Annotated in this window: 24 protein-coding genes and 1 pseudogene; 21 read left to right on the forward strand and 4 right to left on the reverse strand. The window is 59.4% G+C overall.

The annotated features are described in order from the left end of the window. Positions 1 to 76: 76 nt before the first annotated feature. From RI101_04045 to RI101_04055, 3 genes are read left to right on the forward strand one after another with little or no spacing between them, the layout of a single operon-like run. Positions 77 to 670, forward strand: a complete 594-nt coding sequence (locus tag RI101_04045) for a hypothetical protein (protein ID MEC4889211.1) — start codon at positions 77 to 79, stop codon at positions 668 to 670. 12 nt (positions 671 to 682) lie between these two features. Beyond that, positions 683 to 1,507, forward strand: coding sequence for a tetratricopeptide repeat protein (locus RI101_04050; protein MEC4889212.1), 825 nt, complete (start codon positions 683 to 685; stop codon positions 1,505 to 1,507). Continuing rightward, positions 1,504 to 1,941 carry a hypothetical protein gene (locus tag RI101_04055; protein MEC4889213.1) on the forward strand — a complete coding sequence of 146 codons (438 nt, stop codon included), beginning with the start codon at positions 1,504 to 1,506 and terminating at the stop codon, positions 1,939 to 1,941. Before RI101_04050 ends, RI101_04055 begins: the two co-directional genes overlap by 4 nt. A gap of 46 nt (positions 1,942 to 1,987) precedes the next feature. Here the strand turns inward: RI101_04055 and RI101_04060 are convergent, their stop codons facing one another. Continuing rightward, entirely contained in the window at positions 1,988 to 2,410 is a 423-nt protein-coding gene (locus tag RI101_04060; GenBank protein MEC4889214.1) for a hypothetical protein, read from the reverse strand. Here RI101_04060 and RI101_04065 point away from each other — a divergent pair. Next, positions 2,404 to 2,919, forward strand: a complete 516-nt coding sequence (locus tag RI101_04065) for a DUF393 domain-containing protein (GenBank protein ID MEC4889215.1) — start codon at positions 2,404 to 2,406, stop codon at positions 2,917 to 2,919. The two genes, RI101_04060 and RI101_04065, sit on opposite strands and share 7 nt — an antisense overlap. A 125-nt stretch (positions 2,920 to 3,044) precedes the next feature. Beyond that, positions 3,045 to 3,929 (forward strand): hypothetical protein, encoded by an 885-nt coding sequence (locus RI101_04070; GenBank protein ID MEC4889216.1) that lies wholly within the window; start codon positions 3,045 to 3,047, stop codon positions 3,927 to 3,929. On the opposite strand, the gene RI101_04075 is transcribed toward RI101_04070, so the two are convergent. After that, positions 3,926 to 5,353 carry a peptidase MA family metallohydrolase gene (locus tag RI101_04075; protein ID MEC4889217.1) on the reverse strand — a complete coding sequence of 476 codons (1,428 nt, stop codon included), beginning with the start codon at positions 5,351 to 5,353 and terminating at the stop codon, positions 3,926 to 3,928. The two genes, RI101_04070 and RI101_04075, sit on opposite strands and share 4 nt — an antisense overlap. 148 nt (positions 5,354 to 5,501) lie before the next feature. Here RI101_04075 and recG point away from each other — a divergent pair, with 148 nt between their 5' ends. The 9 genes and pseudogenes from recG to RI101_04120 all read left to right on the forward strand — a co-directional run bounded on the left by recG (position 5,502) and on the right by RI101_04120 (position 13,876). After that, positions 5,502 to 8,033, forward strand: a complete 2,532-nt coding sequence (gene recG, locus RI101_04080) for an ATP-dependent DNA helicase RecG (protein MEC4889218.1) — start codon at positions 5,502 to 5,504, stop codon at positions 8,031 to 8,033. Positions 8,034 to 8,122: 89 nt separating this feature from the next. After that, positions 8,123 to 8,446, forward strand: coding sequence for a hypothetical protein (locus RI101_04085; protein MEC4889219.1), 324 nt, complete (start codon positions 8,123 to 8,125; stop codon positions 8,444 to 8,446). Then, positions 8,443 to 9,396, forward strand: coding sequence for a Ppx/GppA phosphatase family protein (locus RI101_04090; GenBank protein MEC4889220.1), 954 nt, complete (start codon positions 8,443 to 8,445; stop codon positions 9,394 to 9,396). Before RI101_04085 ends, RI101_04090 begins: the two co-directional genes overlap by 4 nt. Before the next feature lie 67 nt (positions 9,397 to 9,463). After that, the gene (locus tag RI101_04095) at positions 9,464 to 9,754 is read left to right on the forward strand and encodes a type II toxin-antitoxin system RelE/ParE family toxin (protein ID MEC4889221.1); all 291 of its coding nucleotides are present in this window, start codon (positions 9,464 to 9,466) and stop codon (positions 9,752 to 9,754) included. A 27-nt stretch (positions 9,755 to 9,781) separates the two neighbouring features. Beyond that, on the forward strand, positions 9,782 to 10,048 hold the full coding sequence (locus RI101_04100) for a HigA family addiction module antitoxin (GenBank protein MEC4889222.1): 267 nt from the start codon (positions 9,782 to 9,784) through the stop codon (positions 10,046 to 10,048). Between the two features lie 126 nt (positions 10,049 to 10,174). Beyond that, positions 10,175 to 11,926: pseudogene (locus RI101_04105) on the forward strand (SUMF1/EgtB/PvdO family nonheme iron enzyme). 202 nt (positions 11,927 to 12,128) lie between these two features. Continuing rightward, the gene (locus RI101_04110) at positions 12,129 to 12,860 is read left to right on the forward strand and encodes a hypothetical protein (GenBank protein ID MEC4889223.1); all 732 of its coding nucleotides are present in this window, start codon (positions 12,129 to 12,131) and stop codon (positions 12,858 to 12,860) included. A gap of 396 nt (positions 12,861 to 13,256) precedes the next feature. Further along, positions 13,257 to 13,541, forward strand: coding sequence for a helix-turn-helix transcriptional regulator (locus tag RI101_04115; protein MEC4889224.1), 285 nt, complete (start codon positions 13,257 to 13,259; stop codon positions 13,539 to 13,541). Positions 13,542 to 13,573: 32 nt separating this feature from the next. Then, a complete protein-coding gene (locus tag RI101_04120) occupies positions 13,574 to 13,876 on the forward strand; it encodes a HigA family addiction module antitoxin (GenBank protein MEC4889225.1) in 303 nt (100 codons plus the stop codon). 75 nt (positions 13,877 to 13,951) lie between these two features. On the opposite strand, the gene RI101_04125 is transcribed toward RI101_04120, so the two are convergent. Both RI101_04125 and RI101_04130 read right to left on the reverse strand, forming a co-directional pair. Then, positions 13,952 to 15,442 carry a class I SAM-dependent methyltransferase gene (locus RI101_04125; protein MEC4889226.1) on the reverse strand — a complete coding sequence of 497 codons (1,491 nt, stop codon included), beginning with the start codon at positions 15,440 to 15,442 and terminating at the stop codon, positions 13,952 to 13,954. Between the two features lie 198 nt (positions 15,443 to 15,640). Continuing rightward, the gene (locus RI101_04130; GenBank protein MEC4889227.1) at positions 15,641 to 16,018 is read right to left on the reverse strand and encodes a hypothetical protein; all 378 of its coding nucleotides are present in this window, start codon (positions 16,016 to 16,018) and stop codon (positions 15,641 to 15,643) included. Positions 16,019 to 16,353: 335 nt separating this feature from the next. On the opposite strand from RI101_04130, the gene RI101_04135 reads away from it, so the two are divergent. The 7 genes from RI101_04135 (at position 16,354) to guaB (ending at position 25,194) form a co-directional block, all read left to right on the forward strand. Continuing rightward, positions 16,354 to 16,866 carry a hypothetical protein gene (locus RI101_04135; protein MEC4889228.1) on the forward strand — a complete coding sequence of 171 codons (513 nt, stop codon included), beginning with the start codon at positions 16,354 to 16,356 and terminating at the stop codon, positions 16,864 to 16,866. A 93-nt stretch (positions 16,867 to 16,959) separates the two neighbouring features. After that, positions 16,960 to 17,412 carry a hypothetical protein gene (locus tag RI101_04140; GenBank protein MEC4889229.1) on the forward strand — a complete coding sequence of 151 codons (453 nt, stop codon included), beginning with the start codon at positions 16,960 to 16,962 and terminating at the stop codon, positions 17,410 to 17,412. 99 nt (positions 17,413 to 17,511) lie between these two features. Next, complete coding sequence (locus RI101_04145; GenBank protein MEC4889230.1) at positions 17,512 to 18,618, forward strand: hypothetical protein; 1,107 nt, start codon at positions 17,512 to 17,514, stop codon at positions 18,616 to 18,618. Between the two features lie 77 nt (positions 18,619 to 18,695). Then, complete coding sequence (locus RI101_04150; GenBank protein ID MEC4889231.1) at positions 18,696 to 19,505, forward strand: segregation/condensation protein A; 810 nt, start codon at positions 18,696 to 18,698, stop codon at positions 19,503 to 19,505. Next, positions 19,502 to 20,518 carry an SMC-Scp complex subunit ScpB gene (scpB, locus tag RI101_04155; GenBank protein ID MEC4889232.1) on the forward strand — a complete coding sequence of 339 codons (1,017 nt, stop codon included), beginning with the start codon at positions 19,502 to 19,504 and terminating at the stop codon, positions 20,516 to 20,518. Before RI101_04150 ends, scpB begins: the two co-directional genes overlap by 4 nt. Positions 20,519 to 20,725: 207 nt before the next feature. Continuing rightward, positions 20,726 to 23,695, forward strand: coding sequence for a 6-bladed beta-propeller (locus RI101_04160; GenBank protein MEC4889233.1), 2,970 nt, complete (start codon positions 20,726 to 20,728; stop codon positions 23,693 to 23,695). A gap of 32 nt (positions 23,696 to 23,727) precedes the next feature. Next, positions 23,728 to 25,194, forward strand: a complete 1,467-nt coding sequence (gene guaB, locus RI101_04165) for an IMP dehydrogenase (protein ID MEC4889234.1) — start codon at positions 23,728 to 23,730, stop codon at positions 25,192 to 25,194. The last annotated feature ends 28 nt before the right edge of the window (positions 25,195 to 25,222 follow it).

Below are 25,222 nucleotides of genomic sequence, written 5' to 3' on the forward strand. Positions count from 1 at the left end.
CAATGCCTACGAGCCTGAATACATTCTTTCCCGCGAGTCACGCTTGTCGAGCCAGTCTCGCGCGTCTCGCAAAGCTATGAAACCCCTTCTACCCGGCATCTGGCAGTGGTCCTGGTTCTCTGACGAGAAGCAGATGAACTTTAACGGTCTGTTTCTCACGGTGGGGGAACATAAGATCCTCGTCGATCCCCCTCCCATGACCGCCGAGGCTAGTACCTTCATTCGCCGAAACGGCCCGGTCGATTACCTCATCGTGACCAACCGCGACCATGTGCGCGAGGCGGCGGCGGTTCGGACGGAGTTCAAGTGCCAGGTGTTCGTGCCGGAGGCCGATGCGGCGCAGATGGAGCTGCCTCCGACGAAAACGTTCAAGGATCAGGAGCTGCTTCCCGGCGGGATTTGGGTGGTGCAGCTCAAGGATCAGAAGTCTCCGGGAGAGTCGGCGCTCTTCATCCAGCAGGGCAAGGGCATCCTGATTCTCGGCGATGCACTGATCGGCAAGCCGGCCGGCGCCTTGTCGATGCTGCCGGCGGAGAAGTATGCGGATCGGGAAAAGGCGAAAGAGGGATTGCGCCGGCTGCTCAAGTACCAGTTTGATGCGGTGATCGTCGGCGATGGCGCGTCGATTATGACCGGCGCGAAGCCGGTCCTTGAACAGGCGCTGCAATAGAAAGCGTGCCGCATGGCGTTGCGCAACGGGCTGTCAGAAGAATTGAATCGCCAGGGGAATGAGCATTTCTCCCGCGGGTTCTACACGGATGCCTATACCTGTTATGCCAAGGCACTCGAGTGCGACCGGATCACCGGCGATCAGCGGGCGATGGCGGCGACGCTCGGCAATCTCGGGAATATCTGCGCGGTCAGCGGCCGGCGCGAGGCGGCGCAGGCCTATTATCAGGAAGTGCTGGAGTTGCAGAAGATCCTCGGGGACGAGAAAGGCATTGGGACGACGCTGGCGAACTTAGGCAATCTCCGGGCCGATGCGGGTGAATGGGATCGCGCGCGCGCCTACTATCTGGAAGCGCTGGATCTCATGACGAAGGCCCATGATGAAGCCGGGCAGGCGGTGCTCTTCTCCGATCTTGGGCTGGTCGCGCGGGAGACGGGGCAGTTCGATCAGGCGGTCCAGCTGTACGAGCAGTCGCTCGCGTTGATGCGGCGCCTCGGCAATCAGGGCGGAGTCGCGGATGCCTGGCGCATGATCGGCCGGACCTTTCTGGTTCAACGGCGCTATGACGATGCGATTGCCTGCTGCCAGACAAGCCGGTCGATCGCCGAGCGTTTGCGCGATGAGCTGCGTGCCGGCGGCGCGCGCTATGTGCTGGCACAGTGTTATGAAGAAACCGGCCGGCTGCAGGACGCCGCCGATCTTCTCGACCAGGTGGTCGCGATGGACCGCAAGTATCAGCTTCCCAAGCTGGAAGAAAACACAAAACGCCTGGAATCGCTGCGGGCCCGATTGAGCGGTTCGCCGGCCTCTGAGCCTTGGCGGGAGACGCACGCATGACCGATGCCGTCTCGTCCTCGTGGACGTCTCTCACGCAGTCGCTCCGTCAGACCTTCCCGCAACTCGTTGAGCTGGCGCCGGGCGGATCACTGACGATGGAGTTGGGCTCCGATGGCTGGTTGTTTGAATTGACGCCGGACGGGCGGGTGCTCTGCCAATACGGGATCGCCATGGATGATGTACGAAGTCTGATGTCGGACGGCACGACCGAGGATTTGGGGTCGGACGAATTGGCCAAACAGGCCAAGTATTTTATTCAGCCGGCTGTGTCCAAATATCGTCAAATACTCCTCCAGTCAGGGTTTTCCGAGCAGACGGAGATGAATGACGAGTTTGTGGCCGCGACGTTCGAGCGCGGGGTCGATCTCGCCAATCCTGCCGCGGTCCAGTCTCTTACCACCTGGTGCGCGCGGACAATCGGACGGGCGGGATGAGCCTCTGTTCGGCGGTACCGGACTTTGTCGGCGGGCCGCAGTGGGGTCAGGGGGTAGCGCCTGAAACAGGGGACGGAGGAGTGGGTGGAGGGGATCCTGGAGGCGGAGGCGCCAGGGAAATGTCCAGGAACGCCCGCCCGCCAAACGCAATCACGAGGAAGTTCAAGAGCCCGCTGAATCCGCTGGTCGTCAGCATGGCCAGTGTCGGCTGGTCTTTCGTGATCAATTGCACCATCGTTGAGAGATCGAGCGCCAGCCCGACGGTGCTGTAGATCACACTCGCCATCAGTGCCCACCGAAATCCCAGCCGGACTGTCACGACCAATCCGATCGGTATCCCGATCAGAAATCCGATCCATAGGTGGCTGGGTTCCGGCTGTCCCGGCTGGGACTGCAAGGCGAAGAGCGTGGCGACGCCCACGGCGATGAGTCCGATCAAGCTGGCGAGTAATCCCCACGGTTGTGTCATGTCGGCACTATAGCCTGCCGTGGGCGCATCGGCAATGGCCGCTTGAGCGGCTGATTGGCCGGATGGTAGCCTGCGGGGTCATGACCGGCGTGGAAACTTCGTGCCCGTTGGATTCGCATCGTCCCAGCCTGCTCATTTATGACGGGCAGTGCCGGCTGTGTGTCACGGCGAAGCAGGGCCTGGAGCGAGCTGGCTTGGGAGCGGCCGGGTCCGGCTTGCGGATGATTCCCTACGAGAGTGCGGAGGCGTCGGCCGTCTTGGGGGACCGGTATCGTCCTGGTCCTCCCGCTATGGCCCTGTTGGTGCATCCGTCTGGACTGGTATCACAGGGAATCGAGGCCTTTCTCCCGCTCGTTCCGGGGATTCCTGGCGGGCGGACTGTTGGCTGGATGCTGCGGTGGACGGTGGTGCGGGTATTGGCCGAGCGAGTCTATCGCTGGATGGCCAGACACCGGTATCGGCTCTTCGGTGCGGTGCAATCGTGCGGTTCACGTTCTCTTTCTCGATAGTGTTCCCCTCTTCCGTCTAGCGTTGCGTGTCTTCTTCCCCCTCTTTCCGGGGGGAATCTTCCCACAGTGGGGAATGTACGTGACAGCGCAGAGGCAGGCAGAATGCCCCATATCACGGAGGGCTCATGCCACTATTTCGCCAGGGCGCTCAACGGCATCAATCGGACGTCTGCGGGAAGTCTGTCTCAGGGCAGGGGGTGAGCCGCTCAACGCCATTGCCATCACGTTCCCATTCGCTCAAGTCTTTTGCATGGGTCCTCGGCTGGTGTCTGCTGGGGCCGGCCTTCGCCTGGGGCGGGACCAATCCTGGGGCGGGAACGATTGTGGCGGCGGGGTTTGGCTATCAGGCCGGTGACGCTTCGACCATCACGGTGAAGACCTACGATGCCGAGAGCGGAGAGGTCTTGTCCGACGAGACCTATGAATTGAACGTGAAGGAAGAGGGGATTGCCAAGGGCATGCGGCCGGACGAGCGGATTTTCGCCGGAGGCGTAGGCCCTGGCGCGACCGATCTCTCGAATTTCGTGCTGCGCGTGTATGACGCCAAGACCGGGAAGTTTCAGTGGGAAGGCAACCTCAATTTGACGCCGCAGGATGCGGCAGGCCCAGGACAACGGGTCTCCACGCTTGAGCCTCGCCGGGCGACGGTGACGAGAATCGCTTCGACGTCCCCTTCCGCCTCCGCACCGTCCTTCCTCCTGCGCGCGCTCGATTCGTCAACGGGCGGATTGATGTGGGAGGATGAATTTACAACGGACGGCCGCCTCCGCATGGATCGGATCGCCAACCGGCTGGTGTCGGAGGGGCGTCGCGCGGCCTTGGCGCGTCCGTCGTTTGAGCTCCATATCCGCATGTTTGAGCGCGATGGCCGCCGTCTGCTGTGGGAGGACCAGGTGGTGCAGGGTGACGAGGATGAGGAACCGCAGCTGGAGCCTGTGGAAGATGAAGCGCGGGTGCTGCCGACCTGGCCGGGAGGGCATGAGCGGCATAGGTCAGAGGAGAAAATCTAGCCGCGTTTCTGTAGAAACGTATCCAGCCATTGCTGGTGGAATTGGTCGTAGGAGAGAAAGAGTTTCTCTTGCAGGGCCGTCGCGACGGTGGCCTTCGCTTTGAACGCGTTGAGGAGCTCGCCCACACGGCTCATGCCGAATCGGTCAATCAAATAGTGCGTCGCGGAGTTGGCCTCGAGGTACGCGAGCGTCGCGGCGTTGTGCGGTAACCGCCCCCAGCCCCCTTCCAAATATTTCAAGTGAATGACGGAGCCGCCATTCGGCATGGCCTGGTCGAGGTCCGGCCAGGGATCGCCGGCCAGTTGCATGGCCAGCCCTTCATTGAGCCAGACGGGCAGCGATGTGATCTGGCCTTCGAGACGGTCATGGAGGAGCGCGTGCACGTATTCGTGGCGGAGGACATGCGTCAGCCACTGCGTATCGGTGGTGGCGCCCTGTGTCGGAATCTGAATGCGGCCGAGGACCGGATCGTAGAGGCCATCGGCCCAGGCCGGACTCCCGGTGGCCGATTGGAAGGTGTCTTTGGTGTGGAGCACGACGACGATGGGTTTGGCCGGAAAGTGGTTCAAGCGCTGGCCGACGTCGCGATAGGCATCTTCCAGAATTTCCAGCACGGTCGTCCAGGTGCCTTGGTCCTCTCCCCCATCGTATTTGACCATGAAATGGGTGCTGTTCCGTGCCGTCATGCGTGATTCCACTGCGTCCGTATGGCGCACTTTGGCCGTGACCGTGGCCAGGTAGGACTGCACGCGGGGATCTTTCCCGGCCCGCTCCGTCGCCTGAGCCAGATGTGTGGCGGCTTCGGCCAGGTGATCCTGCTCGTAGAGAAGATCGGCCATTGCGAGGTGGGGAAAGGCTTCATGGGGAGCGAGACCGATCAACGTGGTGAGAAAGGTCTGATCGAGAGCCGGGTCGCGCAGTTCCCAATAGGCGTGGGCGAGATTCAGTTGGATGACCGGGTTGGTGCGGTCCAAGATGGCGGCCTTCTTGAAGGCTTTGACGGAGACTTTCGTGCCGTCGATTCGTTCCTGTTCAAGGCCCAGGTTGTTCCAGAGGATGGCGACATAGGGCACGGCTGTTTCGTCGGACAACAGGGAAGGGGACAGCTCGGTCAGTTTGCGTTCTGCCAGGGCGAAGTTCTTTTTCTCGATCTCGTCGCGAATCGCTTCCAGCAGCCGGCTGGAGGGGGAGTCCGGGACGATGGCCGGGTCGATCGTTCTGGCCTCTTTGAGTTCTTCATCGGTCGGGCCGGCCGGGGTTTGGGAGGCTGCCGGTGTCGCGGGGGAGGGCTCGCTGTCAGCAGCAGGCGAGACGGCCTCCGGGATGGTGGTCCAAAGCTCCTTCAAAAAGAGCTGATAGGCAATGAAGATCCCCAAGCAGAGGGCTAGGGGGATGAGAATGGGCGTAATGTTTCGGCGATACATCGTAACCTCGTGGCTGAGTGTAGCACCCGAGGCACGTACGACAAAGAATTCGGTGTATTCGCACGGGTGTGCGGTGAGAAGAGGCGCTGGGCCTGGCGCCCGGCTTCATTGAGTGCGTGGCGGGGGTATGTTACGATCCGCGCCAGTTATGCAGACTCCCTCCGAGTCCAGCGTGCCAGCGACGTTTCAGGAATGGCTCGACCGCCTGGCCAGGCCGATTGAATTCGCGACCAAAGACGCCTGCATCCACGCCGGCGCGGTAAAAAATCTGAGCTGTTTCGTGTCGAGCCAGGTGCAGTTGGCCTTGGCGCAGGAGGGGGTTCCCCCCGTCATTGAAACCCGTCTGCAATTTCTTCGCGAATTATTCATCGACTTTCAGCCCGGGCTTCCGCTGGCCGAACAGCAGCGGCGTCTTCGTGCCGCCTGTTCCATCTTAACCTTGCTGCGCGAGGCGGTGCGCGAGCCTCGATTCGGCCGTGCGGAGCCGGTCGAGCCGAGTCTGCCACCTGAGCGTCATGAACGGCAGGATCTGTGGAATCTGCCCATCCAGTTTGTAAAGGGCGTGGGGCCGAAACGGACCAGCCTGCTCCAGCGGCTGGGGATCGCGACGGTGGAAGATGCGTTGTGGACCGTCCCCTGGCGCTATGAAGACCGGTCGGTGATGACGCCGATCGGCAACCTGGTGCCGGGCATGGTGGCCTCGATTTGTGGCACGGTCGCCAAGTGCGACGCCAAGAAAACCAAGAATCGCCGCCTGTCGGTGCTGGAAGTCGGCATCGAAGATGAGACGGGGCGGATGCAGGTGGTGTTTTTCAATCAGCCGTACCTGGAAGAAGTGCTGGCAGTGGGGAAGCGTGTCATGCTGAGCGGGCGGGTGATTGCGGGACAGCAGGGCTGGATGGTGCCGCGCATGGATGTGGCGCAGTATGAGGTCGTGGGCGAGGCTGCGGAATCGGCGCTTCATGTGGGCCGCATCGTGCCGATCTATCATGAGACCAAAGGCTGGACCGCCCGCCAGTCGCGGGTGCTGGTGAAGACCCTCCTGGATGCGCATGCGCGGGACTTGCGGGATCCTTTGCCAGTCACGCTGCGGGCCCGCCAGCGGCTCATTCCGATTCAAGAAGCCATCCACGATGTGCATTTCCCCAAAGCCGGAGTGGACGCGCAATTGTTGGAGCGGGGCAAGACGCCTGCGCACCGGCGCCTGGCCTTCGAAGAATTGTTTCTCTTGCAGATGGCCCTGGCGGCCAGGCAGCGGTCGGTGCAGGAACAGCCGAAAGGGCTGACGTTCAATCCCCGGGCGCCGATCGTCGGGAAGTTAAGCGGGTTATTGCCGTTTAAGCTGACAGCGGCCCAGGATCAGGTCATCCGCGAGGTCTTTCGTGACATGGCTTCGCCGCGGCCGATGAATCGGCTGGTGCAAGGCGATGTTGGTTCGGGGAAGACGGTCGTGGCGCTGCATGCCATCGTGATGGCCTGCGGGTCTGGTTACCAGGCGGCCCTTATGGCACCGACGGAAATTCTGGCCGAGCAGCACTACCGCAACCTCAAGGGCACGTTGGAAGCGCTAGGGGTGAACGTTGCCTTGCTGCGCGGGAGCGACAAGGCGGCGGTGAAGAAGGCCCAGGCGGCGCAGCTCGTCTCCGGTGAGGTGCAGGTGGCCATTGGGACGCATGCGTTAATTCAGAAGGGCGTGGGCTTCAAGAATCTGGGGCTGGCGGTGGTCGATGAACAACACAAGTTCGGGGTGCTGCAGCGGAAGTCGCTGATCGACAAGGGCTACAAGCCGGACGTGCTGGTGCTCACGGCGACGCCGATCCCGCGTACCTTGGCGATGACCGTCTATGGCGATCTGGATGTGTCCGTCATCGACATGCTGCCGCCGGGGCGCCGGCCGGTGCGGACCTTTCTCTTCAGCGAATCGCAGCGCCGCCGGGCCTATCAGATTCTGAAAGATGAACTGCGCAACAAGCGCCAGGCCTATGTCGTGTACCCGTTAGTGGAAGAGTCGGAGAAGAGCGATTTGCAGGCGGCGATTCAAGGGGCCGAGCAGTTGCAGAACGGCGAGTTCGCCGAGTTCAGAGTCGGGTTGTTGCATGGGCGCATGAAGCCTGCTGAGAAAGACTCGGTCATGGCCGATTTCAAGGCCGGGAAGATTCATGTGCTGGTGGCCACCACGGTGATTGAGGTCGGGGTGGATGTGCCGAACGCCACGACGATGATGATCGAGCATGCCGAGCGATTCGGATTGGCGCAGCTGCATCAATTGCGTGGACGGGTGGGGCGCGGGGCCGAGCAATCCTACTGTTTGCTTATGGCAACGTGGCTCGCACGGAGCCGTCCGAAACTCGGGCGCCAGCCGCCCGGTGGGGAGGAGCCTGGTTCCAACGCGCGGGAACGGCTGGATGCCCTGGTGCAATCGAACGACGGGTTTGTGATCGCGGAAGAAGATTTGCGCATCAGAGGGCCGGGGGAGTTCTTCGGATTCCGGCAATGGGGCATGCCCGAGTTTCGCGTGGCCAACATCGTGCGGGACAGCGATCTCTTGCAGCAGGCGAGGCAGGAGGCGTTCGCTCTGTTGAAGCAGGACCCGCACCTGAGCGCACCGGGGCATCAAGGCCTGAAAGAGGCGATGCTCAGAAAATGGGAGCAGAAATTGGAACTGGGGTCGATCAGCTAAAGATAGGCGAGGGGTGCGAGGCTAGAGGCAAGGAGGATCGGAGTATTTTCCTCTCGCCACCTGCCCCTGACCTCTAGCCGGGAGTTCTTATGGGACTATTACAACGAATCAAAGATGATCTTCGTACAGGCATCGCCACGCTGCGATTGGGCACAGCGCATGCTGCCAGCCGGGCGCTGGAAGAAACGGAATTGCTCCGGATGCGGCTGGAGGTCCGGAAGATCGATCAGCAATTATCGGATCTCTATAAAGACATCGGCGAGCGGGCGGTCGAGATGAAAGAGCGGGGCGAGACGGCGGAGCGTGTCATGTACGACGAAGATATCGGCCGGGTGGTGCGCGAGATTCAGCAGCTCAAAGAGGCCCGGAAGAAACTCGAAGCTGAAATGGACGAGATTCGGAACGAGCAATGACTCAATCGCCTGCCCGCACCCTTCGATTGGCCGGCATCGATATTGGCACGCTGACCTGCCGGCTGCTCATCGCTGATTTGCCGACCGGCACTCCTCTGAAAGAACTTTATTCAGACCGGCGCATCCTTCGCCTGGGCGAAGGCGTCGATCAGGCGAGGCGGTTGAGCTCTGCCGCGATGGATCGGGTGATTCACTGTTTGCGGGAGTGGAATACGATTATTGAGAGCTACCATGTAGATGGCATTGCCGTCGTGGCCACGAGCGCCGTCCGCGATGCGGCCAATCGCGCTGAGTTTTTGGATCGTGTGAAGCGCGAAGCCGGATTCGATGTCGAAGTGATCAGCGGCGATGAAGAAGCGAAGCGCACCTTGCTCGGCATTCGCTCCGGTCTTCCTGCCGGCGTGACTGATATGCTGGCGCTGGACATCGGCGGCGGGAGCACCGAGTTCATCCTGGATCGGCCAGGCCAGGCCCCGATCGTCCGCTCCATCGACATCGGTGTGGTGCGTCTGTGCGAGAGGCTGCTTCACCATGATCCTCCAACGAGCGAAGAGCTTCAGCAGGCAAGGGACTGGGTGGCACGGGAAACCAAGGCCGCTGTCGCCGAGATGAAGGGCTACGAGACCGCCACCTTCGTGGGAACCGCCGGAACCATTACCTCCCTCGCCGCAATGGCGCAGAGGCTGCCCGCCTACGAACCGGCCCGCATCCACAATTATCGCCTGACGCTCTCAACCGTTCAGGAACTCGAACAGACTCTGCTGAGCCGTAAGAAGGCCGACCGTATGGGCCTGCCTGGCCTGGAAAAGAACCGCGAAGAAGTCATCGCCGCCGGCGCCATCATCATCTGCACGATCATGGAGACGCTGGGGATGGCGAGCGTACTGGTGAGTGACTTGGGGTTGAGGGAAGGGGCGTTGATTAATGTGGCAATGCGAGGGTCTATTTAAATAGTACTTCAATGGGCCAGCCCTTTGCCTCTTGCTAGCGGTTATCGAGGTTCGATAACATAGCCCCGTGATTGAATCCTTTGCTAACAGACTTGCGGAAGACCTTTTCGATGATCGGCGATCGAAAGCCGTTCTACGATTCCCACCAGATTTGATACGAACGGCCCGTCGTAAGCTGCTCTATTTGCACGATGCTTCGGAGGTCGGCGACCTTCGTCAACCTCCGGGGAATCGATTGGAAGCGTTGAAAGGTGAATGGAAAGGCTTTCACTCCATTCGGATCAACGATCAATGGCGGATGGTTTTTCGTTGGCATGACGGCAATGCCTACGAGGTTCAAGTAATTGATTATCATTGAGGTTCCAGATATCTGGAGGAGAGAGCCATGAGACTTCCTAAAAACCCTTTTCACCCCGGCGAGATGTTGCTCGAAGAGTTTCTTGTTCCCGGAAAGATGACTCAAACCGCGCTGGCGCAAAAGCTTGGCTGGACGCGAGCACGTCTGAACGAGCTGATCAAAGGGAAACGCGACATCACGGCGGATTCCGCCCTGGATCTAGCGCGAGTTCTTGGCACTTCGGCCAAACTCTGGATGAACCTTCAGGCCACGTTCGATCTCGACAAGGCGATGCGCCGGAGAAAGATTGCCTGACCTGTCTGTGTCGTCAAGGAATATGAAAATTTAAGGGGGATGTATGTTGGAGCTTAGCGGTTGGCGGAGAACCTCATGAATAAAGACGCCAGGCGCATTTCCTTTTATCCCCATCATGGAAGTGTGATGCATCGAATAATCCTGACAGTGGTGTTGCTGGGTTCCAGTACTACAGTGGGCGCAACAGCCGCTGACGATGGCCCGCAATCAAGCGGAACCGGCTTTGTTGTAAGTCGCCAAGGCCATATCCTGACCAACCATCATGTCGTGGAAGGGTGCATATCAGTTCGAGCCACCGTAGAAGGTATCCAGAAGGAATTAGCGGTTATAGGGACCGATCCGAGAAATGATCTCGCCGTCCTCAAACTACCTGGCGCCATGCCGAGCACTGCTCATTTTCGTGAAGGGCGGAATATTCGGGCGGGGGACAGTGTGGTCTTGGTCGGATTCCCCTTACATGGAGTGTTGGCCTCTGAAGCTAATATAACGACGGGAACGGTGAGTGCCCTGGCTGGGCTAGGCAACGATACGCGTTTCCTTCAAATGACCGCTCCTGCTCAGCCAGGCAATAGCGGTGGCCCCGTCTTCGATCAGAGTGGCCAGATCGTGGGTGTTGTCGTGAGCAAGTTGGACGCCTTGAAGGTCGCCAAAGTAACAGGGGACATTCCACAGAATATTAACTTTGCCATTAATGGTGCCGTGGCCAAGGCATTTCTTGACTCCCACGGTGTTGGCTATGAAACAGCTGCTTCAGGGAGGAAATTGGAGTCCGCGGAGATTGGGGCAGCGGCAAAGCAGTTCACATTCCTGCTGGAGTGCTACTCCGAAAAGATTGGTGCAGAACATCGTGCTCTTGAGGCGGAGCGTCGTTCCTTGGAAGCAGAGCGGCGAGCCTTGGATGATGAACGTCGAGCCTTAGCAGAGGCACGTCGGACCGACCAGGAGGCCCGTGAGCGAGCACTTCGCTTGGATCAGGAAGAGCGTGTCCGGAAGGCACAAGTAGCTGCAGAACAACAACTCCTGCAGCGTCAGAAAGAATTGGCAGAGGCGCAAGCCGCTAGCGAGCGAGTGATCCGGTTTCATCAAGAAGAGAGTGAACGGGAAGCCCGAGAGAACGCGCAGTCGCAGATGGAAGTTGAGCGTCTAGCCCAGGAAACTGCAGGGCAGGAGCAGCGCGATCGAGCCGACCGTATGCTTGAGCAGACGAAGCAGAGAAAGCCGATTGTGGCTGTTCGCATCAATGGCAATGACGGTGCGCCGATGATATTGGTGCCAGAGGGGGAGTTCCTTTATGGGGAAGATAACCAGAGATTGTCACTGCCAGGCTTTTATCTAGACACATTCGAGGTAACCACCAAGGCGTATGCTGCGTTCATGGAGGCGACTGGTCATAGTAAACCTGAACATTGGGGTGATGTCAGCCTTGATAGACATGGGATGCTACCCGTGATTGGAGTCGAGTACGCGGACGCTGTGGCGTATTGCCATTACTATGGCAAACGCCTTCCGACCGAATAGGAATGGGAGAAAGGGGCAAGGGGGACAGATGGGCGGATGTATCCGTGGGGGAACACGGAACCCACTAAGGATTTGGCTAACTATTGGGGGCAATTCTGCAACTTCTTTTGTAACGTATATGCGGAAAAGCTTAAGCCGGTAAATAGCCATGTGAGTGGTCGAAGTCCGTACGGTATCCATAATATGGCAGGGAATGCGTGGGAATGGGTGGAAGGAAGACAGCTTCGTGGAGGCTCGTGGTTGAGCAATACATATACACCAGGGCTTGGCTTGAAGATTTGGGAGCGGACAGGGGAAGTCGGCGTGACTTATGGGAAACGGTATCTTCTTGGCTTCCGCTGTGCCCAGGATGTCCGCTAGTTCTGCTGGTTTAGCTTCAATTATTTTTGCTTCGTTGCCGGGATTATCATCACGAATCGTGTTGCCTTGTTGGAGTGTTCATCGTGCTTGTGAGCGACTTGGGAATGCAGGCTGGGTGTTTCAATTTGTGACTCCAACAGGATGAAAGCAAGGGGCAGATATGATCAGGCTATAGGATATAAGGGAGCAGTTTGGTAAGACGATGACGCCAGATGAATGCAATAAATGGCTTGAATGGGTGCGTGTCACGAGTATTCCGCTTAAGCGGATAGGGCCAGACAATACTCCTATTGATATTGCGTCGGGTTGCTTTGTTACCTGCCAAGACCGGAGGTTTATCTTAACCGTATCCCATGCAGTAGAATTGGGTTCGTCAGACTGGGTCATTGAGCTAGGCTACGACAATACTAGGGGAGCCGAATTCTACCAAGGGGCCCGATTCTGCTATCCTGGCGAGATTAATCGACGAACAGGCGAGAGCGCTGGAGCTGATTTTGCTTTTGCCGAGGTTCCTGCTGATCTTGAATCAGCGTTCCATCTTCTGACACCATTTGGACTAATGTCGGCGAAACGACAGCGCCATGTGTTTGACCTGGAGTCCGCAGGAAATCCTGATGTGGATGAACTGTATGCGTTCACTGGTGAGATCTATCCAAGGCTAGATTCATCCGGTCTAACTACCCAACCAGTCATTTATCCCGGGCTGCGGTATGTTGAAAGCGCCGGCGCCTATCATATGTTCAGATTGCCTGTGCCTCACCCTGGGCACGATGATTTTGGTGGTTGCAGCGGCGCCCCGATTGTAGATACCAAGGGAAATTTGGTGAGTCTTGTCTCCGGCGGAATCATAGAAAAGAACGTTATCTTAGGAATAGCGTTGTCTCGTTATAAATTCGCAGTTGAATTCTACTGCAAAAATATTCGTCCCGCTTAAAATGGCTCCAAGGTCTGAGGCCTGTTGGATTATTGTTTGACTGTTGTGAATGAGAGGGGCCTTCTGCTTTTCACGGCTGCTGCCTGACCATCACGGTCTGCAATTTCGCGTGGTTTTTATAGGGAAATATTGTGGATCAGGAATCGGTAGTTCAAATTCACCAGCTCGTTGGCACGGTGGCCGAAGCCCTTCGAGCCGACAGCGCCGATGCAAATCGACAAACTAACGTATTGACTGAAGGACTGAGGAGTGAGCTTCAACTTATCGCTGAAGGGTTCCAAATACATCTCGACCGGCGTCATGCCGATGATTGAGCGTATCTAGATGAGCAATTCGGAGAAACCCGCTCGGTCGCATCCCAACGTCACTTGCGCGACGAATGAGCATAGTTCGAGCATGAAAAAGAAAACGACAAAGTCGAGCGGCAATGTCTTTGCGGACCTCGGGTTCGATCCGGCTGAGGCGGTCGTGCTCCAGATGCGCTCCAATTTGATGAGCGATCTTCGCCTCTACATCGAGAAGCAGAAACTCACCCAGGCGGAAGCGGCCAAGCGCTTGGGTATCGCACAGTCCCGCGTGTCCGATCTCGTGCGCGGCAAATGGGATAAGTTCAGCCTCGAAATGCTGATTACGCTCGAAGCCCGTCTGGGGCGTACTGTGCGGGTTGAATTTGCAGCCTAACGAGTCGGGGTTTCCGCTATAGTTGAGGGGGTATGGTGAGAGCACGTATCACCCCAGTACATCCTGGTGTCTACCTTAGGGAGATCCTTGAAGAGCTATGCTTGTCGCAGTATCGACTGGCTCAGGAACTTGGCGTTCCTGCTATGCGCATTAGCCATGTGGTGCGTGGGCAGCGGTCTATGACGGCAGAGTTGGCGTTACGCCTGGGCCGCTATCTCGGCCAGAGTCCGCAGTATTGGCTTCACTTGCAGAGCCGCTACGATCTTGAAGTTGCTGAGGATCAGATCGGACTCCGCGTAATGAAAGAAGTGCGGAGGTCAAAGGCTGTTGCGTAGAGGGGCGATTCTTGCTGGCGCTGCTTCACAGCACTCCAAGCCAATTTTTACGCCTCACGCCTTACATTTCACGCCTTATTTCTGCGAATACCACCGATAGCCCTTGGTCTCGGTGAATTGGGCTTTCGGGGCTCCGCCGGGCTTTTCCAGCAATAGCACTTTGAAGTCGATGAGGCCGAACCAGGCGGGATCGACCACGTCGTGGTAGTGCGCGCCGTGGATTTTGGGGAGTATGTCGCCGAGCGCCTGCTTCAGCTCGCTTTCGGTGTAGGCGCGGACAGTGAAGGGCTTGTTCATGGCCTGGCAGAACCGCTGAATAGTATAGGCCGCGCCGGTGCAGAGCACCTTCGTGTCCGGCTTGATCGCCAGGAATTGGGGGAGCGAGAGGTAGCGCTCTTGGAAGCCCAGCCAGCGCACGGCCTGTTTCAAGTGGGAATATTGCACTTCATACTCGGTATGGCCCGGCAGCTTCACCGGGGCGGGCCAGCCTTCTTCAATGCCGAATTCGGTCAGGAAGGCATGGCCTCCTGGTTTCAGCACCCGCCAGAGTTCGGCGACGAAGCGGATGGGGCCTAAATTGAAAATCACCTCGTCGGGTGGATTCGTTTCGATCGGAAGGCGGAGCCGTCTGATCCAGTCCAGGGCTTCCTGGTGCTGCTCGGTCTCACCCTTGTTGGTGAGCAGCTCCTGGCGCGTCAGTTTGACCGGCGTCATGTCGGCCATATTTTCGTTGTCGATGACGAGATCGACGGAGTTGTCCGTGAAGGGCAGCGCTTCGGCATTCGCTCGCGTGCCGAGTCCGCCCCAGCCGCCTTCTTGGGCCCGCTTGGTCTGGAGCTTCAGGAACGGACTGGTGATGTCGAGTGAGATGTATTTAATGGACTGTCTTTCGAACGGAAGCAGTTCTTTGCCCAGTTCGCGCGCAACATAGCCGAGCCCGCCGCCGATTTCGAGGATGACTTTCGGTTTGGGATTGAACCAGCCCAGCTTGCGGAGTTGCCGCATGAGGAGCCGGCCATAGGTGAGCCCGGCGAGCGCGTCGTTCGGCTCACGGAACAGGTGTGAGACGGTGGTTTCGATCAGGTCGAAGTGGCCGTCGTCCTCTGCGCTGTGGGTCAGCTCGTGATGATGGAAGTCTTCCAGGTGCTCTTCTCCCTCGAACCCTTCCTGCCCGGACCAGCCTTCGCGGATCTGCTGGAGGAGAATATCCCACTTGGCCTTGTGCCGGTGGCCGCCCGGCGGCTCGGTGCCGAAGTAGCAGAGGGAGTAGTTCGGAGTGGCCCAGCGTTCCAGGTGCCATTGGCCCGGCTGGCCGTCCGGCCCGCAGACTTTGTTGCCGTATTTTTCGAGCAGGGCGCCAACGGTGATGTGGCCGTTCATCGACTTGAGCATTTCGATGCCGGTCAGGTTCAGCCGGATGAGCGGGAAATTGTCGTCGAGCGGCGCCAGCCAGTATTCGTCTTCGCGATGCTGATAGGCGACGAGGTCGGGAATGTGCCAGGCGAGGAGGTTCAGCGTCTCGCCGGTCAGGTGGAGCGGTTCTTGAACTGCAGCTACGGGCTTCATGATGTGCGATCGTCCCCCGTGGGAAGGCGCAGCCTACAGGAGCGACCGGTGCTCTCGCAAGACCAAATGGCGTGACACGTTACAAGAGGCAGGTATCAAGTGGAGGCGGCCCCCTCCATGCAGTTGCCATTCTGTCCCTTGCGGCTTGTCCCTTGTGGCCGGAAGGGAGAATGCCGCTGGGAAGATTTTACTATCCTTCTAGAGTTGAGAGGGACCTAATGCCGCGTCTGTCACCGTGAGCACGCCCCGCATAATGGGGTGAATGCGGCAGTGGTAGGCGTAGCGGCCCGGGGGGAGGCCCTGAAGATCGAACTGCTCTCCCGGCGGGATTGTTCCGGAATCGAAGAAACAGGGGCTGCCGTCTTCGATGCAGCCATTGTGGGTCACGGTATGGTGCGTCGGCGTGGGGTTATCCCAGCGGACGGGGCTGCCGCTGGCGACGGTGGCCCGAACCGGCGCGAAATAGGGTGACCCGTCCTCGATCATAATCAGGGTATATGGCGGCGTCGCAGAGATTGGCCAGGCTAACCCCCCGACGAGAAGACTGCTCATGACGATGCTCAGTGACCACTTCACGGGATCGACGCTCCTTTTCTTGCTCTACGGATGAGCCGTTATTTCGGCCTTGTAAGACTCGTTTTCGCCATGTTCTCACTTAATCAGTGTATCACGGAGGGAGCCTTGCCCGGCTAGTCTGCCGGGCTGTTACTGTTTTAGGCTGACGGCTCGACGATTGTGTGACCGGGGAGGCGGCATCGGCGTGATGCCGGCCGTTTCCCCGCTCTCATTAGGGGAAATATCGGGGGCGGGAGTCCGGCGAATATGCTGGTTGCAAGAGGCTATAGGTTCATGCTAGATGGAGGCCGCAATGCGAGACGCCAGGCGTTGTGGACTCTAGAGGAGGAATACTGATGGCGAAGGTCAAGAAGAAAGCCGCAAAGAAGTCGTCGGGAAAGGCCAAGGCCAAGCAGCCGGCTAAGAAGACGGCGGCGAAAAAGGCGGTCAAGAAACGGGCTGCCGTGAAGCGCGCCAAGCCGGCGACGAAGAAGCCCGCCGCCAAGAAGAAGCCTGCCGCGAAAAAGCCGGTGGCCAAGAAGAAACCGGTTGTGAAGAAGCCGGTGGCCAAGAAAAAGGCCTCGGCGCCGAAGAAGGCTGCCGCGCCTGCCGCGAAGGCGGCCGCTCCTCAGGTCGAGGAGGCTCCACGAAAGCCCGTTGCCGCGATCCCGGCAGCCATTGAGGCGCCCAAAGAGGTCGAGCTCGATGAGGACATCGCCGACGATGAGTTGGAGATGGAAGGTGAGATCGAAGAGGATATGCAGGAGGAAGATCTCGCCCTCGATGCTAATGACGATGACGAGGATGTGGATTTCCTCGATAAATCCGAAGACCTGCTCGACGACACCGACGATTATCGGAACAATTAGCGATCGTCTGGTCTGCCCAAGGTTGTGTGCGTGGAGTGGGCCGGCGTTTGAGAAGGGTGTTTGTGTCTTGCCGAAGGGGCCTCAGCTAGCCGCATGAGTCATTTCATTTTTGTGGCTGGCACGCTCCGAGAGCGGAGTTCGATCGAGAGTGCGGAACTGCAACTGTCCCATGGGCTATGGGGTTGTTGCACGGCTCTGATTCGTGACAATCTGGCCAAGTTGCTGACGCCGGATTCCCATGCGTTGATCTATGTATTGAAGGCGGGGATCTGTGCGGATGTGGCCATTACCTCGCCGGTCTTGCCGCTTCATGACATGGATGAGTTTCTGCGGGACGATTTTAAGACCGAAGCACGCTTCGGTTTTGTCCGTGTCGCGTTGACGAAGCAGTGGGCCTCTTCCCCCCAGGACACCCATGCGCTGTTGCAGCGGGTCTTGCAGATCCCGGATCAGGCGGAACTGAGCCGGCGATTGAGCCTCGGCATGCACGGGTTGACGGAGGAGGAGTATCGGGCCATCGTTGAGGGGCTGGTGACGGTCTCGTAGCTCCCCATTGTTCGCGCCTCTTCTGTTTGCATCGCGCTCTGCTACTCACACCAATCGCTCACCTTGCCTTGGCAGGGGGCATTTCGAATCACGGCGGTCATGACTATGTTGAAAACGCGGTTTCTTCGATCGGTTTGTGTTGTGGCGGCTGTCGTTGCCGTGGGGGTGGCGGTGTTTCTCCCGGCAAGCCTGGCGGCCGCGGCCTGTACGGTCGAGTCCTCACCAGCCGGGAAACCTGGCCCGCTCATGGTGCATCTTGGCGCCGACTGTACCGGCTCCGACCGGGAAGCGAATGCGGTGAAGGCGGCCGCTATTCTCAAGACCATCGCGCAGGGGCAGGCCGTCGATCTCGTTGGGGTCGTAGTGCAGGGCGATCTCATCGTCGATCAACTGCCATTGTATCAATCGCAGGTGCCGAAGGGGCTTACCCCTGAGCAGCAGGCGGCGCTCAATTCCATCGAGGCGGATGAGTTACGGGTCATCCAGGGACCGATCACGATTCGCGATTCGATTGTGGAGGGGGCCCTGCGCCATCAGTCCGCGAAGGGCACGGTGCAGTTCGCCGGTCCCGTCGATCTTCAGGGCACGCAGTTCAAGGACGGGGTGGATCTTTCGCGGGCGGTGTTTCAGGGAGTAGTCACCATCGATCGGGCGGTATTCGAGCGCGAGTCCTATTTTATCCGGGGGCAATTTGCCGAGGCGTTCCACTGTGTCGACACGCGGTTTGGTCCGCATACGAGATTTCATCGGTCGGTCTTCCGGGGAGCGGTTGATTGTCAGGGGAGTCTCTTCAATGGCATGGCCGAGTTCTTGGAGGTGGTTTTTGAACAGCCGGTTCAGTTTGACCGGGCACGGTTTGGGCTCGGGACAGGGTTTTCCGGAGCGCAATTCAAGAAGACCGTGAGCTTTGCCGATGCCATTTTTAGCCGGGAGGCCTTCTTCGGGTTTGCGGTGTTTGCCGGGAACGTCCAGTTTGCCGGCGCCCAGTTTCTTCAAACCGCCGATTTCTCCAATGCGGAGTTCAAGCGAGGAGAAGATCTTGCCAAGGTGCGATTCGATCAGGCGCCGACGATGACTGGCGCAAAAGGGGTCTCGCCAGAGGGGCAGGGAAAGGGGGGGCAATCCCCTGCCATGCAGTATGGTGTGACGCTATTTTTTCTCCTGATGGCCGCTGTGTTAGTCGCCTATGCCCTCAAGCTGAAGTAAATCAGTATCTTAGCTCGACCCACCATATATAGTTTCAGGCTTGCCCCACCCCCCTATAACTTGGTATAACGCCACCCGTGGAGCAACACACCGACGGGTTCGCACAGACTGAGCTTCCCTACCAGGTCCGCATCGAGAATTTCGAGGGGCCGCTGGATCTGCTGCTGCATCTCATCAAGAAAAGCGAAATCAATATTTACGATATTCCCATCGCCATGATTGCCCAGCAATACCTGGAGTATGTCGAGGCGATGAAGGAGTTGAATCTGAACGTGGCCGGGGAATTCCTCGTCATGGCCGCGACGCTGTTGCAGATCAAGTCAAAGATGCTGCTGCCGGCCGATGAAGCGGCGGAGGATGAAGAGGACGGCCCCGATCCGCGGGAAGAATTGGTCCGGCGCCTGTTGGAGTATAAGACGTATAAAGAAGCGGCCCGCCAGCTCGATGGGCAGGAAAAGATGTGGCGCGAGATCTTCAGCCGGGAGCCGGGCCCGCCCGTCGAAGTCGAGTCCGATGAAACCCTGCTCGAAAATGTGAGCCTGTTCGATCTCGTGGACGCGCTGAACGGCATCATGCAGCGCAATCCCGCGGGGAAAAAACTGATCGAGATCATCCCGGATAATTTGACGGTTCGTGAGCGGATGAATGTGATTCTGGAAACGCTCGAGGGCAAGGATTCCGTGGCCTTTGCCGCGTTGTTCGAAGAATCCTGCCACCGGCTGGTGATCATTGTGACATTCTTGGCCTTGCTGGAGCTGATCAGGCTGCGTGTCGCACGGGTGTTTCAAGGAGAAACGTTCGGGCCGATCCTGGTGTCGCGGGCGTTTTCTCTCGTGCCGGACCCTGCCGAGCTGGATGATTCGGATGCTGAATGGAGGGGGACATGACGCCCATGACCGACGAAATGACCGACGTGATCGCCGCGCCGGAAGCCAGCCCTGGTACGGACGCTCCGGAGACGTTCGAGCTCAGTGCCGGTGAAGCGCCGGTCGAGCAGAGCGCGGCCGTCCAAGCGATCGCAGAGCGGGAGCTGAAAGGCATTCTGGAATCGCTGCTGTTTATCTCGCCGGAACCGCTGTCCGTCCAGCGGCTGCTCGCCGTGATCGGCGATGTCAGCAAGGCGGAGATCGTGCGTGCCTTGCAAGCACTGGGGCAGGATTTGGAGCACGAGGGCCGGGGCGTCCGGCTGGCCGAGATCGCCGGCGGCTATCGCCTGGTGACGAAGCAGGAGTATGCCTCCTGGATCAAGCGGTTGGACAAGGCCAAATCCGCGGCCAAGCTGTCCAGGTCGGCCCTCGAATCGCTCGCGATCATCGCCTACAAGCAGCCGATCGTGAAATCGGAAATCGAGGAAATTCGCGGGGTGGAAACCTCGGGGGTCGTGCGGACGTTGCTGGAGCGGAAATTGGTCCGCATCGTGGGGCGCAAGGAAGTGCCGGGCCGCCCGATCATGTATGGCACCACGAAATTCTTCCTTGAGCATTTCGGGCTGAACGATCTCTCGCAGCTTCCGCCCTTGCGCGAGTTCAAAGAGCTGGGCGAGTCGGAGCAGTCGATGCTGCCGATCGGTGAGGCGGATGTGCTGGCCGTAGAGGGCGAAGTACCGCCGGCCGATAGGGTGGAGCAGGTGGTGGAACAGCAGGTGGTGTTAACCGGGCAGGATGGCGCATCGGGCGAAGCTGCCGATCTCCTGATAGCGGAAGATCGCGCGAGTGGCGGGCCGATCGACGCGGCCGCCCAAGAAACCCTGAGCGATCAGGGCGACAGCGAGGTCCTCGCGGAAACAGCGGCGGAGGAAACGCTCTGCGCCCAGGGCGGTATGCCCGAAGAAGCGGCTGAGGGCGCTCATCCTTCGAGGGGCAATGGCGAATTGGCCGATGAGCCGCTCGAGCACGCCTAGCCGTGTGAACTGGCGCCGGGCGCCTCTGCCGGCGCATCGAGATAGCCAGTGTGTGGTGGTGACGACGGGGGAACGCGCAGATTCCACGGCAGTCCTCGCCTTGACTCTGTTTCAAGCCCTTTGTTAGACTCGCCAGTCCAATCCTAAGTTATTGAAAGAACCATTGTTCTTGGCACGGGACCGCTTTAGCAACACGAGGCAACACCTATGATGAAGGCATGGCTTCTCGACGAGATGTTCCGGTTCGATCGGCTGGTTTTATCTGCCGAAGGCACTCAGAGTGAATGGGGTGCCGGCGATTCGGTCGCCGCGGATGAAGAGCTGCCGCCCCCCCCGCAAAACGTGCAGGCGAAACCCGGGAATGGCCGGGTCACGATCACGTGGGATCCGGTGCCCGATGCCATGTACTACAACCTCTATTTCCAGACGACAAAGGGCGTGCAGATCAAGTTCTCCGAACTCACGCGCCCGATTGCCAGCGCTGAAGATTTCAAGGCGGTCATCGGGGTGAAGAAGGAGAAGGCGAGCTGCCTGGAGGGATCGACCTCGCCGTTCGTGCATGACGATTTGGCGAACGGAACCTGTTACCACTATGTGGTGACGGTCGTGACGCAAAAGGGCGAGAGTCCGGAATCGCAGGAAGTCATGGCCATTCCATCGCCCTATCTGTTGGCCATGGTCATCGGCCAGGAAGGGCCGGATGACGGCGAATTCAGCTCTCCCACCGGCATTACGCTCGACAAAGACGGCAACATCTATGTTGCCGATACCGATAATCATTCGATCCAAAAGTTCTCGAAGGACGGGAAGTTCCTGGCCCGGTGGGGCAGTGAACCGAGTTCGCAGGAAGGGTGCTTCTATTATCCCCGCGGATTGGCCGTTGGGCCGGACGATGTGCTCTACGTCGCCGATAGCGGCAACAACCGCGTGCAGAAGTTCGATCTCGAAGGCAACGTGATGAAGGCCTGGGGCAAGTTCGGCTTCGCCTGGCGCGGCGCCGACATGGGCAAGTTCGATGTGCCCTGGGGGCTCACGACGGATCAAGAGGGCAACGTCTACGTCTCCGATACGAGCAACGCCCGCATTCAGAAGTTTCAAGCCGACGGCCAGCCGCTCTTGAAGTGGGGGCGTGACGGGAGCTTCGACGGCGCGTTCTTTTTCCCGCGCGGCGTGGCGGTGGATTTCGTCGGCAATATTTATGTGGCCGACGAGAGCAACAACCGCATTCAGAAGTTCGATGCGCGCGGCAGCTTCCTCACCAAGTGGGGGCGTGAAGGCAACGGCCCCGGACAATTCAAGTCGCCCTGGGGCATTGCCTGCGACTCCCTCGGCAATGTCTACGTGGTCGATAGCGGCAATCACCGGATTCAAAAGTTCGACGGCAACGGCACGTTCCTCTGCTCCTTCGGCAATCGCGGCAAGACAAAGGGGCAGTTGAATTTCCCCTACGGCATTGCGGTCGATAAAGAAGGCGCGGTGTATGTCGTCGATAGCGGCAACAACCGGGTCGTCAAGTATGTGCCGACCGAGGAAGAAATCTCGCGCGGGAAAGAACGGTCCGCCAAGGCGCCGGCGGCCGGCACGGTGCAGCCTCCGCGCAGCGTCGCGGTGAAGCCGGGCGATACGGAAATTTTCTTGAGCTGGATGGATGTGCCCGGGGCGGTCTCCTACAACCTGTATTTCGGGACCGTGCCGAATCTGACGCTGCAAAGCGGAACCAAGGTCGAGGGGGTTACCAACCCGTACACCCATACAGGACTGACCAACGACACGCCCTACTTCTATGCGATCAGCGCCGTGTTTGAAGACGGAGCCGAAAGCGAACTGTCCGAAGAAGTGACGGCCATCCCGGTGCTCATCGATATCACGGCGCCGCAGAATCCCTATGCGGTCATCAATCATGGCGCGTTCATGACGAATTCGCCTGAAGTGGTGGTGACCATTTCGGCCACCGACTTGGATACCGGAGTCGGCGCCTACTTCATCTCAGAAAGTCCGTTGACACCGATGGCGGGCACGCCCGGCTGGGTCGAGGTCACGTCGGCGGTCAAGTTCGGCGCGACGATTCCGTTCATTCTGTCGCCGTCCGACGGGCAGAAGACGATTTATGTCTGGTTCAAGGACGTCGGAAACAACGTTTCGACGCCCGCCAGCGCCACGATTCTGGTCAATACCTCGGGCTATCTCTGCGTCTCCAAGTGGGGCAAGCCGGGCCGCGGCGCGTCGCTGCTGCATGGCGGCGAGTTCATGGCCCCGATGTATGGCTTGTGCGTGGACCAGCAGGGGTCGCTGTTCGTCGTCGATAACGGCAACAACCGCATTCAGAAGTTCGACAATGCCGGGAACTTCATTATTCTCTGGGGCAATTTCGGATCGGCCAACGCCAATTTCCACAATCCCACCGGCATCGCCTGCGACGGCAAGGGCGATGTGTGGGTGGTCGATACGAACAACCACCGCGTCCAGAAATTCGACGGCAAGCTCGGCGGGTACCTGATGAAGTTCGGATCGCGCGGCAACGGCGAAGGCCAGTTCAATGCCCCCTGGGGCATTGCGGTCGATCGCGTGCGCGGCTTCGTCTATGTGGTGGACAGCGCCAACTTCCGCGTGCAGAAGTTCGACATGGCCGGCGAGTTCGTCATGGCCTGGGGCAGCTTCGGCAGCGGCGACGGGCAGTTCTACTTCCCGCGCGGCATCGCCGTCGATCAGAACGACGGCGCCGTCTACGTCGTGGACATGGGTAACCACCGCATCCAGAAATTCGACACCAGCACGAACGTGCTGCCGCAGTTGCTGACCAAGTGGGGCGGCAGCGCCGAAGCGGGGCACGCGAGCAGCGCCTTGGCCCAGGAGGCGGGACAGCTGCGGAATCCCTGGGGCGTGGCGGTGGACGGCGCGGGCGATGTGTATGTGACCGATGCCGGCAACCAGCGCATCCAGAAGTTCGACAAGGAAGGCAATTACATTACGCAGTGGGGCGGCTACGGCAACAGCGACGGGCAGTTCAACTTCCCGTACGGCATCGCGGTCGATGCCAAGGGCAGTGTGTTTGTCGTCGATAGCGGGAACACCCGCGTGCAGCAATTCATGCCGGCCGACGAAGGCAGCGAGCGGCTGCAGGAAGACGCCGAAGCCATGGCGGAGCTCGACAAAGGGCAGAACGCGCAGCGGGCCTAACGGACGCGCAGCGGGGATAGGGCGAGGAGAGCATGCTGGATAAAGAGCCGCGATTGGGTCTCACCTACGACGATGTGGTCCTGATCCCATCGAAGTCGCAGGTGTTGCCGAATGAAGTCGAGACGCACACCAATGTGACGCGCAACATCCGGATCCATATTCCGATGGTGAGCGCGGCCATGGATACGGTCACCGAGTCGCGGTTGGCCATTGCCATGGCCCGTGAAGGCGGCATCGGCATCATTCATCGCGTGCTGTCTCCGGCGGATCAGGCCACGGAAGTCGACCGGGTGAAGAAATCCGAGAGCGGGATGATTCTCGACCCGATCACCATCTCCCCCGATCAGACCATTCGCGATGCCCATGCGCTCATGGCGAAATACCGGATTTCCGGCATTCCCGTGACGAAACAGGGGAAGCTGGTCGGGATTCTGACGAACCGTGATTTGCGGTTTGAAACCCGGATGGATCTGAAGGTGTCGCAGGTGATGCGGCGGGAGAAATTGGTGACGGCGCCTGAAGGCACCAGTTTGGAAAAGGCCCGCGAGATCCTGCACGAGCACCGCATTGAAAAACTGCCGGTCGTGAACAAGCATTTCGAGCTCAAGGGGCTCATCACGATCAAGGACATCGAAAAGCGGATCAAGTATCCCAATGCCTGCAAGGATGCGCATGGGCGACTCCGCGTCGGCGCGGCGCTGGGCGTGGGACCGGACACCGATGAGCGGGCGAGTCTGCTGAAGAAAGCCGGTGTGGATCTGGTGGTTGTGGATACGGCGCACGGCCATTCCCAGGCGGTGCTGGATACCGTCAAGCGCCTCAAGAAGAATCATCCCGATTTGGAATTGATCGCCGGCAATATCGCAACGGCGGCCGCGGCGAAGGACCTGCTCAAGATGGGGGTCGATGCGGTGAAAGTCGGCGTGGGGCCCGGGTCGATTTGCACCACGCGCATCGTATCAGGCGCGGGCATGCCGCAGTTGACCGCGATCGCCGATTGCGCCAAAGCCTTGCGCGGAACCGGGGTGCCCATCATTGCCGACGGGGGGATCAAGTTCTCCGGCGATATTGTGAAGGCCTTGGCGGCCGGCGCTTCGTCCGTCATGTTGGGCGGATTGTTGGCGGGCACGGAAGAGTCGCCCGGCGAGACCATATTGTATCAAGCCAGGACCTATAAGATGTATCGCGGCATGGGCTCGATCGGCGCCATGGAACGGGGAGGCGGAGATCGCTACGGTCAAGGCGGGCGTCCGGTGCAGAAGCTGGTCCCCGAAGGGATCGAAGGCCGCGTGCCGCATAAAGGCCCGTTGTCGGCGGTGGTCTATCAGCTGGTCGGCGGGGTCCGGTCCGGCATGGGCTATTGCGGGTGCAGGACGGTTGCGGATCTTCAGCAGAAGGCGACGTTTATTCGACAGACGGTGGCCGGCCTGCGCGAAAGCCACGTGCATGACGTGATCATCACCAAAGAAGCACCGAACTACCGGATGGATTGGGAGTGAGCCGGAGCGAATGGCCGATGGCGCATAG

It is taken from the genome of Nitrospira sp., assembly GCA_035968315.1.
Lineage (GTDB): Bacteria > Nitrospirota > Nitrospiria > Nitrospirales > Nitrospiraceae > Nitrospira_D.